Here is a 13,477-nt window from a genome sequence, read left to right on the forward strand (position 1 = left end):
GTCAGCCGGCGCTCTCCGGGCCGACGGCGGCGGGGGCGTCCGCCGGGCAGGAGCCGCCGCCGGCCGGCAGTGTGCCGTAGAGCAGGAAGTCGTTGATCGTATGGTGCACGCACATGGAAGAGGAGTACCCGGTGTGGCCCTCGCCCTTGTTGTCCAGCACCACCGCCGAGGGGCCCAGCCGGCGGGCGGTCTCCACGGTCCACCGGTACGGCGTCGCAGGGTCCCCGCGCGTGCCCACGAGCAGCATCTTCGCCGTGTGCACGTCCTTGACCCGCTCGCGGATGAAGTCGGTGCCCTTGGGCCGGCCGTAGCACAGCGGCAGCTGGGTGAGCCGGTAGCGGCCGAAGACCGGTGAGGCGTGGTCGGCGGCCACGGCGGCGATCAGGATGCCGGCGACGGTCACGCCCGCCGCTCCGGCGACCATGGCCCACAGCAGGGGCCCGGTGTGCGTCCCGGCGGAGCGGACGCTGAAGAGCACCGCGGCTCCGGCGCCGAGCGCGACCGCGAGGGGCGGCAGGACGGCGAGCCGCATCAACTGGGGCCGTATGTGCGTCTCGGGCAGTGCGGGAGCGGGTCGGGCGACCGGCCGCCCGTGCCGGCCGCCCTCGCGACGGTCGGCGCGGGTGGCCGGCGCTCGGAGGTGAGACATCTGCGTCCTCGTACTGGTCCGTCGGGCTTGTGGTCCTCGTGCGGTGCGCGCTGCGGGCATGCGTCGATGCGGGCACGCGTCATCGCGGCGTCGGCCGACGGCACCGGGGAATCCGGCCGCACGCCACCCGACGGACACTCACAGTAGTTGTCCGCGCATCCTGCGTGGTGGGCACTTGACAAAGTCCCCCGCGGAGCGTCCCGCTCTGGTATGAGGAGCCGTACGACAGACCGATAACCCGGCCGACATTGCCCCGGACGGGGGCGAAAGAGAGCGGTGCGACCTGGTCGGAAGCGATCAGAAAGCAAAACCAGGGGTGGCGGGCCGATCCGACCCGCCACCCCCAGTCGAGTGTGAACGCACGAACGTCAGTACGCCTCGGCCGCCCGCCCAGCCGCCTCCTGCACGAGGACCGCCCAGGCGGATGTCACCGAGAGTGGTCGCCTTGGCCTGGAATCCTCGGCGCCGAACGGCGGCCCCGCTCAGCCTCGTACGGGCGGTTCCGCCACGAGCGCGCCGGCCGCGCGCCAGGTGCGCCGGACCTCGCCCGAGACGTGCCGCCACCAGGCCTCCGCCGGCAGTTTGCCGGCGGGTTCGAAGGGCTCGCCGGGGCGGGGCAGGGCCACCGCCTGCCCGGCCTCCTCGGCGGCCTCCTTGGTCCACTCGCCCGGTTCGGCCCACGGGTGCGGGGCGAGGTTGAAGGTGCCCCAGTGGATCGGCAGCAGCACGCCGTGCGGCGCCCCGCCCTGGAGGTCGAGGTGGGCGCGCAGGCCTTCCTCCGGCGTCATGTGGATGTCGCGCCAGAACTCGCTGTACGCCCCGATCTGGATCATCGTGGCGTCGAACGGGCCGTGCGCGGCGCCGATCTCCCGGAAGCCGTCGAAGTAACCGGTGTCGCCACTGTGGTAGATCCGGTGCTCCTCGCCGACGACGGCCCAGGACGCCCAGAGGGTGTGCTGGGTGTTGCGCAGGCCCCGGCCGCAGAAGTGGCGGGCCGGGGTGGCGGTGAGGGTGAGTCCGCCGATCCGGGTGGACTCGTGCCAGTCCAGTTCGCGCAGCCGGTCGGGGGAAACGCCCCAGTGCTCCAGGTGGGCGCCGACGCCGAGCGGCACGGCGAACAGGGTGTCGGTGCCGGCCAGCGCCTTGATGGTGGGCAGGTCCAGGTGGTCGTAGTGGTCGTGCGAGATGACGACGACGTCGACCGGGCCGAGCGCGGCCAGTGGCAGCGGGACCGGATGCAGCCGCCTGGGACCGGCGAAGGGGAACGGGGAGCAGCGCTCGCCCCAGACGGGGTCGAACAGCACGCGGTGGCCGTCGATCTCGGCGAGCACGCTGGAGTGGCCCGTCCAGGTCAGCCGCAGCCCGGTGGCGGGCGGCTCGGCCAGGTCGGCGAAGGTGGTGGGGTGCACCGGGACGGTGCCCCGGGGGGAGCGCAGCGGCCGGGTGTCCTTGTCGAGGAACACCTTGGCGAGGTCCAGTGGCGAGGCGCTCGGCCGGGTGCGGGCGGGGCCGCCGGGGTTCTGGAAGACGCCGTCCTTGAAGTGCGGCGAGCGGCGGATGCGTGCCAGGCGGGCGCCGCCCGGTTCCGCTCCGAACGCGGCGGGCCGCAGGGCGCGCGGCCCGGAGCCCGGAGAACGCAGACCGGTCACGGTACCTCCTGGTGGAGTGGGGTGAGGCCCTCCATTATGGTCGGCACCTCCGACAGCCCGGGCGGAGCGGGTCGCGCCCGCACACCACTCCGTCGCCGAGGGCCTGTTGGGCTCCTGCGGTTGCGGGGGCGGCCGGCCGGGCCCCGCGGACGAACCGGCGTGCGGCCGGCGTCGCACCCGGACGGTGGTCCCGGTGCGGCGCGCGGAGCGGGCGGACGGTGGCCTCGCTTCGCGAACCGGGCCTGGAAAAAGGCAAGTTGTCCCGACGGCGAGGGACGCGGGCCGCGTCCCGGGCCGCCTGTGCGGGGCGGTCCGGGGCGCGGTCGGCGGCCTCGGGCCGCACGGGCGAGCGGTGTCAGGCCACGGAGGCGATGCGCATCTTGATGTCGTCCGGCGAGAGCGTGCCCTTGGCGGTCACGTGGTCGCCGGAGGACTCGCCGCGCAGCCGGCGCCCGATCCAGGGCACGAGGAACTCGCGCGCCCAGTGGACGTCGTCGCGGCGGACCTCCAGGGTGCCCCGGGGCGGCAGCGGCGGCCACGGCTGCTCGGGGTCGGCCGGTACGTCCAGGCCGAGGACCTGTCCGGCCCGCAGCGCCACCCGCGTGTGCCCCTCGGGCGACAGGTGCAGGCGGTCGCTGTCCCAGGCCCGGCGGTCCTGCACGGACTTCAGGGACCACAGGTCGAGCACGGGGCAGCCGTAGCGGTCGGCGATGGCGCGGACGTGCCCGTTGTACGTGGCGATCTTGCCGCGCAGGTGCTTGAGCACGGGCACGCCCCGGGTGTCGAAGCCGGTCGTCACCATCACCGTGCCGGCGGCCGCGGTCAGCCGGGCCACGGCCCGTTCGAAGCGCTCGGCCACCTCGTCGGGGTCGGTGCCCGGACGGATGATGTCGTTGCCCCCGGCGCAGAAGGAGACCAGGTCGGGTGCCAGGTCGACGGCCTTGGGGACCTGGTCGGCCACGATCTGGTCGAGCAGCTTCCCGCGCACGGCGAGGTTGGTGTATTGGAAGTCGCCCTCGGGACGCCGGTCGGCGAGCAGCACCGCGAACCGGTCGGCCCAGCCCACGAACGCCCCGTCGGGCCCGGGATCGCCGACGCCCTCGGTGAAGCTGTCCCCCACCGCCACGTACGACCCGATCACTGATCTGCTGTCACTCTTCGAATCGTCTGCCACGTCGGACCATGATTCACCTTCGGATGTGACCTACGCGACCGTAGGCAGGGGTTGACGAACGGTGAGATGAGCCACTCTTAAAGAGTTTGCAATCCAGGAATAAAGACGGCTTGAACCGGTGGATCCGGTTTCCTCCGGGCGCTTCACATGCGGCGCAACCGGAGGACCGTCGCGTCCAAGTCGCCCTTGAGCCCGGTGTGCAGGCCGTGGTGCAGCAGGACCGCACCCCGGTACACTTCGCCCGTTTCGCGGCATTCGTACGAAGCCGTCGGGTCGAGTCCGCGCAGCCGCACCGCCGGCACCGGCTCGCCGTAGTGCTGCGCCTGAAGCCAGGCGAGGACGACGGTCTCCTCGCCCCGGAGGTACTGGACGGCGCTCAGGCCGCCCGTCGGGGGCCGCAGCCGGTACAGCTCGCCGTGCTGCACGAGCGGCCGGATCTCCTTGTAGAGTTCCACCCACCGCCGGGCCTCGGCCCGTTCCTCCGGACTCCACCGCGTGAGGTCCCCGCCGACCCCGAGCACGCCCGCCATGGCGCTGACGAACCGGAAGCGCAGCGAGCTGGCCCGCCCGTTGAGCTGGGTGTTGGGGCTGTCGGTGACCCAGGCCGCCATCACGCGCGCGGGATGGAGCTGGGTGAAGCCGTGCTGGATGGCGAGCCGGTCCAGCGGGTCGGTGTTGTCGGAGGTCCACACCTGGTCGGTGCGGGCGAGCACTCCGAGGTCGATCCGGCCGCCGCCGCCCGAGCAGGACTCGAAGGCGACCTGCGGGTGGGCCGCCCGCAGCCGGTCCAGCAGGTCGTACAAGGCGCGCACATGGTCCACCCACAGGCGCTGCGGGTAGGGTTCCCCGGGCCAGCCGGCGTCGGTGAAGCAGCGGTTGAAGTCCCACTTCACGTAGTCGATCGGGGCGCTGGAGAGCAGGGCGTCCAATTGCTCCCACAGGTATCGCCGGACGTCCTCGCGGGCCAGGTTGAGGACGAGCTGGTTGCGCAGTTCCGTGCGCTTGCGGCCGGGGTGGTGCTGCACCCAGTCGGGGTGGGCGCGGTACAGCTCGCTGTCCGGGTTGACCATCTCCGGCTCGACCCAGATCCCGAACCGCATGCCGAGCGCGTGCACGTGGTCGGCGAGGGGCTTCAGGCCGCGCGGGAAGCGGTCGGGGCTGGGCGTCCAGTCGCCGAGGCCGGCGCGGTCGCTGGTGCGGGCGCCGAACCAGCCGTCGTCCACGACGAAGAGCTCGACGCCGATCTCGGCGGCCCGGCGGGCGAGGGCGGCCTGCTGCTCCTCGGAGATGTCGAAGTACGTCGCCTCCCAGGAGTTGAACAGCACGGGCCGGTCCCGTTCGGCGTCCGGGATGACGTGGGCGCGCTGGTAGGCGTGCCAGGCACGGCTCGCGCCGCCGAAGCCGCCGTCGCTCCACAGGCCCGCGAAGACCGGGGTGGTGTACGACTCCCCGGGCGCCAGGAGCAGCAGGCCGGAGTCGTCGTGTCCGGCGCCGCCGGTGATCTGCACGCGCGCGTCCGGGAGTTGGGCGACGGCGATGCGCCAGGAGCCGGACCAGCCGAGCGCGCAGCCGTAGACCTCGCCGCGCTCCTCGGTGGCGTCGGTGTCGAGGGCGACCCAGGGCAGGTGCTGGTGGCCGGTGTGGCCGCGGCGGCTGCCGATGACCTTCTCGCCATAGGTGAGGGGCGCGGTGGTGAGCCGGGACTCGGCGGCCCACCGGCCGTGCAGCTGGGACAGCCGCCAGCCCTCGCGGTCGGGCAGCGTCCAGGTGGCCGCGTCGGCGCGCAACAGCTCCACGGGCTCGGGGCCGCCGTTGGCGACGGTCACCCAGCGCTCGACCACGTCACCGCGCATCCGGTAGTGCAGCGTGACACCCACGCCGTCGTCGTCGAACCGCAGCCGCAGCGTGCCGTCCTCCACGTCGTACGACACGAACCGCCACTCGGTGCCGCGGCGCCGGCCGGTGCGCACGGACAGGGCGGGGCGGACGAAGCGGGGCCCGCCCTCGACGGGGTACTCCTCGCGGCCGTCGAGCGGGGACTCGAAGGGCCAGGGGCCGGGCAGCGGACGCTTCGCCAGCGCCTCGGCGTCGGCGAGCGCGATCGGCGGCCCCCAGTGCAGGTGGAGCAGTTCACCGGCGTCGGTGAGATGCAGGGCGTAACCGCTGCCGGGGCCCGACAGCAGCCAGGTACGGCCGTCTTCGGCGATGTCCACCATCGAGACCTCACAGGGGTCAACAGTTCCGCTCAAGGCTCAACATCATCGAGGGGTTCGGGCCCGTCTGACAATGCCTGTGGATAACTCATTGCCCGAGGAAATCGATGCCGTATGGTCGATCTCAGTGCCCGCCGGCGAGCCGCGACGGCGGGGAACGACCGGGAGGAGCCCCCGTGACGCAGCAGGTCCCGTCGACCGAGCCGGAGCTGGCAGGAGTGCGCAATTTCCGTGACGTGGGCGGGCTGCCGACCGTGGACGGGCGGCGGGTGCGCCACGGAGTACTGTTCCGCAGCGGGCACCTCGCGCACGCGACCGAGGAGGACGCGGCCTTCCTCGCCTCTCTGGGGCTGCACACGATCTTCGACTTCCGCAACGCGGCCGACCAGAAGCTGGAGGGACCCGATGTCGACCTGCCCGGCGTGCGGAATGTGAACCTGCCGCTGAGCGACCCGGCGGACGGCGCCGAGTTCTGGAGGATGGTCCGCGAGGGCGACCTCGACCAGCTGCGCGCGATCCTCGACGACGGCAAGGGGGCGGCCCGGATGATCGCCTCCTACCGGGCGATGGTCAGGCACCGCACCGCCGAGCACTCCCGGGTGCTGCACGCGCTCGCCGACGACAGCGTCCCCGCGCTGATGCACTGCGCGGCCGGCAAGGACCGCGCGGGCGTGTCCATCGCCGTCACGCTGCTCGCCCTGGGTGTGGAGCGCGAGGCGATCGTGTCCGACTACCTGGAGTCCGGCGCCCGGCACCGCCGCTACAAGGTCCGGCGCAGCGGCAGCGCGGAGACGGCGTACACGCCGGAGGTGATGGAGCTGCTGGACCCGCTCTTCGACGCTCGCGCGGAGTACCTTCAGGCCGCGTTCGCGAGCATCGAGGAGACCTGGGGCGACGTCGACGCCTATCTCACGCAGGGCCTCGGGTTCGCTCCCGAGGCGCGTGCGCGGCTGCGCGAGCGCCTGCTGGACTGAGGCGGGCCCGAAAGCGGTCAGCCCTTGCCGCCCACCGCGAACAGCAGGTAGAGGAAGGCGGCCAGGACGTGCCCGAGGGCGATGTAGATGATCAGCCGGATCCACAGGGAACGGGGGAACTTGGTCTCGAAGTTGCTCATGGCAGCTCTCCGGTCGGCGAGCCCAGGCACAGCGCGGCCGTGGGGCTCTGCAGCAGGGTGTGGACGAACAGCAGCTCCACGCCGTCGTGGTCGTCGGCGGCGAGGCGGTGCGGGGTGAGCGAGTCGAAGTGCGCGCTGTCGCCGGGACCGAGCAGGTGCGCGGTGTCCCCGAGCCGCAGCCGCAGCCGTCCCTGAAGGACGTAGAGCCACTCCTCACCGGGGTGGACGCGCACGATGTCGCTCTGGGAGCCGTAGGGCACCCGCACCCGCAGGGCCTGCATGCCACGGCCGGGCGCCCCGGCCTGGACGTACGTCCAGCCGCCCGCCCTGGTCGGTTCCATGTCGGCGGCGCGCACGATCGCGTCCCGGTCGGCGACCGTCTCGCCGAGCAGTTCGGAGACGGTCGTACCGTAGATACGGGCGAGCGCGAGGAGCATCGGCAGCGACGGCTGCCGGTGTCCGGTCTCCAGGCGGGAGAGATGGGCCGGGGAGAGACCGGCGGAGCGGGCCGCGGCTTCCAGGGTGAGGCCGGCGCGCCGGCGCAGAGCGCGCAGCTGGGGCGCGACGGCGGGCAGGCCTCCGTCCGCAGCCGCCGGCGGCACGGCGTCTGAGGCGTTCATGCCTCCATTGAGCCCCACCTTTGCCCGTGGGGCAATTTTCTTGCCTGGGAGGCAAAAGCGGGGCGCCCGGGCGTTCACCGCCGTCGGCGCCCCGCCTTCCGGGCGGCCGTCAGCGGTTGGCCACGGCCTGCTTGATCAGGGTCTTGCCGAAGTCCCACATCAGGCCGCCGCCGCTGTGCGCGTCGTCCATGACCGCGGTGAAGGCGTCCACGAACCGGTCCACGTCGGCCTCGTCGATGACCAGCGGCGGAATGAGCTTGATCACCTCCAAGTGGTCGCCGGAGACCTGGGTGAGGATCCGGTGCTTCTGCAGCAGCGGTACGACGACCATCTGGGCGAACAGGCCCTTGCGGGCCGCCTGGAGCATGGTCCAGCGGCCGCGCAGCTTCAGCGAGGACGGCTTGCCGAACTCGATGCCGATCATCAGGCCCCGGCCGCGTACGTCGGCGAGCAGCTCGTACGTGTCGATCAGCGCGGTCAGCCGGGACTTCAGCAGCTCACCGGTGCGCCGCACACCGGCGACGATCTGCTCGTTCTCCATGACCGACAGCACGGCCAGGCCGCACGCCATCGCCTGGGCGTTGGAGCCGAAGCTCGCCGAGTGCACCAGCACGCGGTCCATGGACGAGTAGACCTTCTTGAAGATCCACTCCTTGCCGAGGGTGGCGCCCACCGGCACATAGCCGCCGGACAGGGCCTTGGCCACGCACACCAGGTCCGGTTCGACGCCGTCCTCGTGCTGGTAGGCGTAGAAGTCGCCGGTGCGGCCGAGGCCGGTCTGCACCTCGTCGGCGATGAGCAGCGCCTTGTGCTTGTGCAGCAGTTCCTGCGCGGCCCGCAGATAGCCGGGGGGTGCCTCGTGGACGCCCTTGCCCTGGATCGGCTCCACGATCAGCGCGGCCACGTCGCCCTTCCTCAACTCCCGGGCGAGGGCGTCCAGATCGCCGAGGGGGATGGCGGTGTCGGGCAGCAGCGGGGCGAACCCGTCGCGGAAGCCGTCCTCGCCGTTGACCGACAGCGAGCCGGTGGTCAGTCCGTGGAAGGCGTGGTCGCAGTACAGGACACGGGGCTTGCCGGTGGCGTACCGGGCGAACTTCAGGGCCGTCTCGACCGCTTCGGTGCCGCTGTTGCCGAAGAACACCCGGTCCAGGTGCGGGCTGTGGGCGAGGAGCCGTTCGGCGAGCAGGCCGGGCAGCGGCTGACAGTCGAAACGGGTGAGGTCGGCGAGATCGAGGTCCAGGACGTCGTGCAGCGCCTTGCGGACGACCGGGTGGTGGCGGCCCAGGCCCATCACACCGAACCCGGCGAGCATGTCCAGGTAGTCGTTGCCGTCCGCGTCGAAGAAGTGCGCTCCCTCGGCACGCTCGTAGACCTTGTCGAAGCCGATGGTGTGCAGCATCCGCGGCAGCTGCGGGTTGAGGTGCCTGGCGTGCAGCTCGTAGCGTTCGGCTCCGCGCTCGGCGAGCAGGGCGCCGAGGTCGAACTCGGTGGTCATTCACTCTCCTTGACTGTGCCGCCGACTTCCTTGACGGCCAGACTCGCGCTGATCCGCCCGGCGATCTCGACGGGGGTGAGGCCTATGTCGGCCAGCACCTCGCTGCGCTTGGCGTGCGCGAGGAACTGCTCGGGGATGCCGAACCGCCGTACCGGCACGTCCACGTCGGCGTCGCCGAGGGCCAGCGCGACGGCCGAACCGACGCCGGCGGCGCGGCTGTTGTCCTCCACCACGGCCACCAGGCGGTGTCCGGCGGCGAGTCCGGGCAGCGCCGGGTCGACGGGTTTGACCCAGCGCGGGTCGACCACCGTGCAGCCGATGCCGCGGGCCTCGAGCAGTTCGGCGGTCTGCAGGCACACCGTGGCCATCACGCCGACGGCCACCAGCAGCACCTCGGGGCGTTCGGCCCGGTGCAGGACGTCCATGCCGCCGACCCGGTCGACGGCGGGGACGCGCGGACCGGCGGTCTCCTTGGGGAAGCGGACCAGCGTGGGCGCGTCGTCCACGGCGACCGCCTCGCGCAGCTGGGCGCGCAGCTGGTCGGCGTCGCGCGGCGCGGCGATCCTGAGGCCGGGGACGACCTGGAGGATGGACATGTCCCACATCCCGTTGTGGGAGGCGCCGTCGGTACCGGTGACACCGGCCCGGTCCAGCACGAACGTGACCCCGCAGCGGTGCAGGGCGACGTCCATCAGCAACTGGTCGAAGGCCCGGTTGAGGAAGGTGGCGTAGACGGCGACGACCGGGTGCAGTCCGCCGGTGGCGAGCCCGGCCGCGGAGACCGCCGCGTGCTGTTCGGCGATGCCGACGTCCCAGACGCGGTCGGGGAAGCGTTCGGCGAACTTGGCGAGGCCGACGGGATGCAGCATGGCCGCCGTGATCGCCACGACGTCCTCGCGCTCCTCCCCGATCCGGACGATCTCCTCGCCGAACACCGAGGTCCACGAAGGGCCCTTGGACGGGGCGAGGGGCTCGCAGGTGAGCGGGTCCATCACGCCCACGGAGTGGAAGTGGTCCTCCTCGTGCGCGAGGGCGGGTTCGTAGCCGCGGCCCTTCTCGGTGAGGCAGTGGACCAGGACGGGGCCGTGGAAGCGTTTGGCGCGGCGCAGCGCCGACTCGACGGCCTTGACGTCGTGGCCGTCGATCGGGCCGAGGTACTTCAGGCCCAGGTCCTCGAACATGCCCTGCGGGGCGAAGGCGTCCTTGAAGCCCTTCTTCGCGCCGTGCAGGGACTCGTAGAGCGTGTTGCCGACGACCGGGGTGCGCTGGAGCACCTCCTTGCCCCAGGCGAGGACCTTCTCGTAGCCGTCGGTGGTACGCAGTGTGGCCAGGTGGTTGGCCAGGCCGCCGATGGTGGGGGCGTAGGAGCGTTCGTTGTCGTTGACGACGATGATCAGCGGCCGGTCCCGGGCGGCGGCGATGTTGTTCAGTGCCTCCCAGGCCATGCCGCCGGTCAGGGCGCCGTCGCCGATGACGGCGACCACATGGCCCTTCTCCCCCTGCACCTGGTTGGCCTTGGCCAGGCCGTCGGCCCAGCCGAGCGCCGTGGAGGCGTGGCTGTTCTCGATGACGTCGTGCTCGGACTCCTCGCGCGAGGGGTAGCCGGACAGTCCGCCCTTGCCGCGCAGCTTCGAGAAGTCCTGACGTCCGGTCAGCAGCTTGTGGACGTAGGACTGGTGGCCGGTGTCCCACAGAATGCGGTCGACCGGTGACTCGAAGACCCGGTGGAGCGCGATGGTGAGTTCCACCACGCCCAGGTTGGGCCCGAGGTGACCACCGGTCCTCGACACCGCGTGCACCAGGAACTCACGTATTTCTCCGGACAGTTCCCCGAGTTCCGCCTCGGACAGCGCCTTCAGGTCTCGTGGTCCCCGGATGTTTTCCAGAATGGTCACTCTCGGGCCCCCTCTCTTGCGTGCCTTGCCTCAACTCACCTGGTCCGACGGGCTCTTGCTCTCGGCGAGCTTCATGGCCTCCTCGACCAGGGTCTCCACGATCCTGGACTCGGGGACGGTCTTGACGACCTCGCCCTTGACGAAGATCTGGCCCTTGCCGTTGCCGGAGGCCACGCCGAGGTCGGCCTCGCGGGCCTCGCCCGGACCGTTGACCACACACCCCATCACCGCGACCCGCAGCGGCACCTCCATGCCGTCCAGGCCGGCCGTCACCTCCTCGGCGAGCTTGTAGACGTCCACCTGGGCCCGGCCGCAGGACGGACAGGAGACGATCTCCAGCCGGCGCTGCCGCAGCCCCAGGGACTCCAGGATCTGGATGCCGACCTTGACCTCCTCGGCCGGCGGAGCGCTCAGCGACACGCGGATGGTGTCGCCGATGCCCTGGCTGAGCAGCGCGCCGAAGGCGACCGCCGACTTGATCGTGCCCTGGAAGGCGGGGCCGGCCTCGGTGACGCCGAGGTGCAGCGGGTAGTCGCACTGCTCGGCGAGCCGGCGGTAGGCCTCGATCATGACGACCGGGTCGTTGTGCTTGACGGAGATCTTGATGTCCCGGAAGTCGTGCTCCTCGAAGAGGGACGCCTCCCACAGGGCGGACTCCGCCAGCGCCTCGGGAGTCGCCTTGCCGTACTTCCGGAGCAGACGGCGGTCCAGGGAGCCGGCGTTGACACCGATCCGGATCGGCGTGCCGTGGTCCTTGGCGGCGCGCGCGATCTCCTTGACCTGGTCGTCGAACTGCTTGATGTTGCCCGGATTGACCCGCACCGCCGCGCAGCCGGCCTCGATGGCCGCGAACACGTACTTCGGCTGGAAATGGATGTCCGCGATCACCGGGATCTGGGACTTGCTCGCGATGGTCGCCAGGGCGTCCGCGTCGTCCTGCGTGGGGCAGGCGACGCGGACGATCTGGCAGCCGGACGCGGTGAGTTCGGCGATCTGCTGGAGGGTGGCGCCGATGTCGGACGTACGGGTCGTCGTCATCGACTGCACCGACACCGGGGCCCCGCCCCCGACCGGTACCGGCCCGACCTGGATCCGCCGCGACTGCCGCCGCGGCGCGACCGGTCGGGCCGGTACCTCGGGGACGCCCAGGGGGACGGCGGTCACCGTGGTCACTCCCGGTTCCCGCTGACGGTCTCGCGCATGGCCCGCAGGGACTCCTTCAGGGAGCCCATGGTGGCGAGGACGGCGGTCGGCTCGTAACCGCAGTGCGCCATGCAGTTGTCGCAGCGCGGGTCCTTGCCGCGGCCGTACTTGTCCCAGTCGGTCTTCTCCACCAGTTCGCGGTACGTGGGCACGTACCCGTCGCTCATCAGGTAGCAGGGCCGCTGCCAGCCGAAGAGCGAGTAGTTGGGGATCGCCCACGCGGTGCACGGGAAGTCGACCTTGCCCTCCAGGAAGTCCAGGAAGAGCGGGGAGTGGTTGAGCCGCCACTTGCGGCGGTTGCCGCCCGCGAAGGCCTTCCTGAACAGCTCGCGGGTCTGCTCCACGCCGAGGAAGTGGTCCTGGTCCGGGGCCTTCTCGTAGGCGTAGGCGGGCGAGATCATCATCTCGTCGACCTTGAGGTCGTCGTTGAGGAAGTTGAGCACCTCGATGATGGTCTGCGGGGTGTCGGTGTTGAAGAAGGTGGAGTTGGTGGTCACCCGGAAGCCGCGCCGCTTGGCCTCCTTGATGGCGGCCACCGCCTCGTCGAACACGCCTTCCTTCGCGACGGATTCGTCGTGCCGCTCGCGCAGCCCGTCGATGTGCACCGCGAACGCGAAGTAGGGCGAGGGGGTGAACTTGTCCATCTTCTTGCGCAGCAGCATGGCGTTGGTGCACAGGAAGACGTACTTCCTCTTGGCCACCAACTGCCGAACGATCTCGTCGATCTGAGGGTGCATCAGCGGTTCACCGCCGGCGATGGAGACCATCGGCGCACCGGACTCCAGCACGGCGCCCACGGCCTGGGCGACCGGCATGCGCTGCTTGAGCACGCCGGCGGGGTGCTGGATCTTGCCGCAGCCCTCGCACTTCAGGTTGCAGGCGAAGAGCGGTTCCAGCTCGACAATGAGCGGGAACTTGTCCCGCTTGCGCAGCTTCTGTTCAGCCAGGTATGTAGCGACCTTGATGGACTGACGCAACGGCATGGCCATCTGGCTCACCTCCGGGGGAGCAGCAAAGAACGGTGCCAATCGAAAAACGCGGGAAGGATGGAACGTAGAACACGGAAGGCCGATATCCCTCCGCGCAGGGTGCCGATCCGGACGAGTTCGTGTTCGGGGGCGTCCACGACGACCCGGACGGCCGCCACCGGCCGCTCGCCGGTGCGGACGGCGGCCAGCAGCGTGGCCGCCGACTCCATGTCCACGGCGATCGCGCCGGTGGCGAGCAGATCGGATCGCTCGGGACCCCGGACGACGTGGTCGGAGCCGGTGAGCGGGCCGGTGTGGACGGTGCGTCCGGGCAGCAGGCGCGCGAGTTCCTCGACCAGGAGCTCGGTGCCCACGCACGGCACGGTACCGCGCGGGTCCCGGGTCTCCTCGGCGACCACCAGGTCACCGGGGTGCATCCCGGGGGCCAGCCCGGCGCAGAAGCCGGTGGCCAGGACGGCCGTGCCGGCGGGTGCCGG

At 71.4% G+C, this 13,477-nt stretch carries 12 protein-coding genes; 1 reads left to right on the plus strand and 11 read right to left on the minus strand.

Annotated elements, in window-relative coordinates:
• Nucleotide 1: 1 nt before the first annotated feature.
• From H5J33_RS37320 to H5J33_RS09315, 4 genes are all read right to left on the minus strand, one after another.
• Nucleotides 2-649 carry an alpha/beta hydrolase gene (locus H5J33_RS37320; protein WP_258564976.1) on the minus strand — a complete coding sequence of 216 codons (648 nt, stop codon included), beginning with the start codon at nt 647-649 and terminating at the stop codon, nt 2-4.
• A 482-nt stretch (nt 650-1,131) separates the two neighbouring features.
• The gene (locus tag H5J33_RS09305; RefSeq protein WP_181794412.1) at nt 1,132-2,298 is read right to left on the minus strand and encodes an MBL fold metallo-hydrolase; all 1,167 of its coding nucleotides are present in this window, start codon (nt 2,296-2,298) and stop codon (nt 1,132-1,134) included.
• A 355-nt stretch (nt 2,299-2,653) separates the two neighbouring features.
• The gene (locus H5J33_RS09310; RefSeq protein ID WP_181794420.1) at nt 2,654-3,439 is read right to left on the minus strand and encodes an SGNH/GDSL hydrolase family protein; all 786 of its coding nucleotides are present in this window, start codon (nt 3,437-3,439) and stop codon (nt 2,654-2,656) included.
• A gap of 176 nt (nt 3,440-3,615) precedes the next feature.
• Nucleotides 3,616-5,688: an alpha-galactosidase gene (locus tag H5J33_RS09315; RefSeq protein WP_181794421.1), complete on the minus strand. Its 2,073-nt coding sequence runs from the start codon at nt 5,686-5,688 to the stop codon at nt 3,616-3,618.
• A 173-nt stretch (nt 5,689-5,861) separates the two neighbouring features.
• On the opposite strand from H5J33_RS09315, the gene H5J33_RS09320 reads away from it, so the two are divergent.
• The gene (locus H5J33_RS09320; RefSeq protein WP_181794413.1) at nt 5,862-6,659 is read left to right on the plus strand and encodes a tyrosine-protein phosphatase; all 798 of its coding nucleotides are present in this window, start codon (nt 5,862-5,864) and stop codon (nt 6,657-6,659) included.
• Between the two features lie 17 nt (nt 6,660-6,676).
• On the opposite strand, the gene H5J33_RS09325 is transcribed toward H5J33_RS09320, so the two are convergent.
• The 7 genes from H5J33_RS09325 to H5J33_RS09355 all read right to left on the minus strand — a co-directional run.
• On the minus strand, nt 6,677-6,799 hold the full coding sequence (locus H5J33_RS09325; protein WP_037703104.1) for a DUF6126 family protein: 123 nt from the start codon (nt 6,797-6,799) through the stop codon (nt 6,677-6,679).
• On the minus strand, nt 6,796-7,419 hold the full coding sequence (locus H5J33_RS09330; protein WP_181794414.1) for a helix-turn-helix domain-containing protein: 624 nt from the start codon (nt 7,417-7,419) through the stop codon (nt 6,796-6,798). The genes H5J33_RS09325 and H5J33_RS09330 overlap by 4 nt, the downstream gene beginning before the upstream one ends.
• A 109-nt stretch (nt 7,420-7,528) precedes the next feature.
• Nucleotides 7,529-8,914 (minus strand): aspartate aminotransferase family protein, encoded by a 1,386-nt coding sequence (locus H5J33_RS09335; protein WP_181794415.1) that lies wholly within the window; start codon nt 8,912-8,914, stop codon nt 7,529-7,531.
• Nucleotides 8,911-10,809, minus strand: a complete 1,899-nt coding sequence (dxs, locus tag H5J33_RS09340) for a 1-deoxy-D-xylulose-5-phosphate synthase (RefSeq protein ID WP_181794416.1) — start codon at nt 10,807-10,809, stop codon at nt 8,911-8,913. Before dxs ends, H5J33_RS09335 begins: the two co-directional genes overlap by 4 nt.
• 30 nt (nt 10,810-10,839) lie before the next feature.
• The gene (ispG, locus tag H5J33_RS09345) at nt 10,840-11,973 is read right to left on the minus strand and encodes a flavodoxin-dependent (E)-4-hydroxy-3-methylbut-2-enyl-diphosphate synthase (RefSeq protein WP_181794417.1); all 1,134 of its coding nucleotides are present in this window, start codon (nt 11,971-11,973) and stop codon (nt 10,840-10,842) included.
• Between the two features lie 5 nt (nt 11,974-11,978).
• On the minus strand, nt 11,979-13,001 hold the full coding sequence (gene hpnH, locus H5J33_RS09350; RefSeq protein ID WP_181794418.1) for an adenosyl-hopene transferase HpnH: 1,023 nt from the start codon (nt 12,999-13,001) through the stop codon (nt 11,979-11,981).
• 5 nt (nt 13,002-13,006) lie between these two features.
• Nucleotides 13,007-13,477 (minus strand): 1-hydroxy-2-methyl-2-butenyl 4-diphosphate reductase (locus tag H5J33_RS09355; protein ID WP_181794419.1); only part of this gene is annotated, 471 nt, incomplete at its 5' end.

Origin of the sequence: Streptomyces sp. WELS2, assembly GCF_013870595.1 — a bacterium.
Taxonomy (GTDB): domain Bacteria; phylum Actinomycetota; class Actinomycetes; order Streptomycetales; family Streptomycetaceae; genus Streptomyces.